Annotated in this window: 1 protein-coding gene; it reads right to left on the bottom strand. The window is 65.2% G+C overall.

Annotated features, from left to right (window positions below; all coding sequences use genetic code 11):
• Positions 1 to 268: 268 nt before the first annotated feature.
• A partial coding sequence (locus WA225_RS27545) for a S9 family peptidase (protein WP_422610389.1) occupies positions 269 to 1,823 on the bottom strand: 1,555 nt, incomplete at its 5' end.

Genomic DNA, 1,823 nt, shown 5'->3' with positions numbered 1-1,823 from the left:
GCGGGAACGGCGTCGATGTGGGCAGACTGCCACTTTCCGGGAGCGAAGATACCGATGGCTGTGCCACCGGGGCCGTCTCTGATGATCAGATGACCATCGGTGACCTCGATGTAGCGCCCGGTCTGGTAGGCGTGCTTGTCACCACCCGGATCGATGACGATCACCATTGCTGTCGCTCCCAGAATCCGTCCCGAGACTGCGCTGACGTCCGACCGGCGGAACATACCATCGGTCGACCGCAGGCACCTTCGCCGCACTCGATCGTTGCCTACTCCGCAAGGTTCTTTCGCAGAAACTCCAGCATCCGGGGCGCGGCATCGAGGCGGTTGGCGCGCTTCGCAAGCCCATGTCCCTCGTCCTCGTAGATCAGGAGCTCGCTTGGGATCCCCCGAGCGCGGAGCAAAGCGTGCAGCTGGCGCGCCTCGCCGACCGGAACGCGAGGATCGTTGGCGCCGTGGATGAGCATCAGCGGAGCACGGATCTGGTCGACATGGGTCATCGGCGACGCCTCGATGAGGAAGTCGCGGTCGGTGTCGAGGAACCCGTACTCGACTTCGCGGAACCGGCGCCGGTAAGGGGATGTGTTCTCGAGGAAGGTGACCAGGCTGCTGATGCCGACCGTCGCAATGCCGGCCGCCCAGAGGCCCGGATAGAAGGCCAGCGCTGCCAGCGTCATGTAGCCGCCGTACGATCCTCCGATCACGGCGACCCGCGTCGCGTCGACCCCTCGGTCAGCAAGCGACGCGTGCACCTCGGTGAGGTCGCGAACCGAGTTGAGGCGCAGGCGACGATCATCGAGTGAGACAAACCGGCGGCCCCAGCCCGCCGAACCACGAACATTCGGCGCCACCACGGCGATGCCATCCGCGACCAGTCGGATGATGAACGGGTCGTATCGGGGCGCAAAGCGTGCCTCCGGACCTCCGTGGACCACAAACACAACCGGAGGGTTGTCGACCGGTGGTTTGTAGAGGAAGTACGTGATCTGCTCGCCATCGAACGACGAGATCTTGTGCAGCTCAGGCGTGACCAGGGCTGAAGCGACCACCTGATCAGCGGGAAGCAGCGGCACGGGAGGCAGCGAGTCAGCGGTGTCGACGCGCAGCGGTGTCAGCGGGGTCGCCGTGGTCGTGTACGTCAGGAGCGCGGTCGACGCGATGGACGAGAGATACGGTCGAGGGATGAGCGGGAGTCCGAACCCGGTGCCGGCTTCCGGCAGCCGGAGATCCCGGACAAGCGCGAGCGTATGTCCGTCGTGCAGTTGGAGACGGGTGATGGCGTTCTCGGCGTGAAAGACGAGGGCGCTCCGCCCGTCACTGCTGAGGCTTGCCTCGCTGTCCCACGCGGTGTCGAGCACATAGCGCCACGAGGACGTTGCGATGTCGTATCGAGCGATCGACGCGACGTCGCGACCCGCGTCGGTGCTGAAGAGGAAACCCGAGGAGTCCGGGTACCACGTGGGTGCCATGGCGGTCCCTGCGCCCGTGCGTTCCACCACGGTTCGCACACCGTCGGTCTCGAGGTCGACGAGCAGGAGGTCGTCGCTGATCGCGAATGATCCGTCGAGGCGCACGACGGCCAGCCAGCGCCCGTCAGGCGAGAAGCATTCGACGCGGTTCCAACCCCCCTCGAGGACGCTTCGGATCGAACCGCCGACGCGATCCAGAACGTAAACGTCGATGTCAATGCCGTTTCGCCTTGTCGAGGAAAACGCGATGAGCCGTCCATCACGACTGACGTCGCCGAGGTCGTGCTTGATGTTCTCCTCGACCACGAGCGGCCGTGGTTCGCCACCCTGCAGGTCCACCAGCCAGAGCTGATAG

The sequence above is a fragment of the Pseudomonas sp. genome, from assembly GCF_049300855.1.
GTDB lineage: Bacteria > Pseudomonadota > Gammaproteobacteria > Pseudomonadales > Pseudomonadaceae > Aquipseudomonas.
Note: the sequence above shows the minus strand (reverse complement) of the source record. Positions and strands in the feature narration are given on the sequence as shown.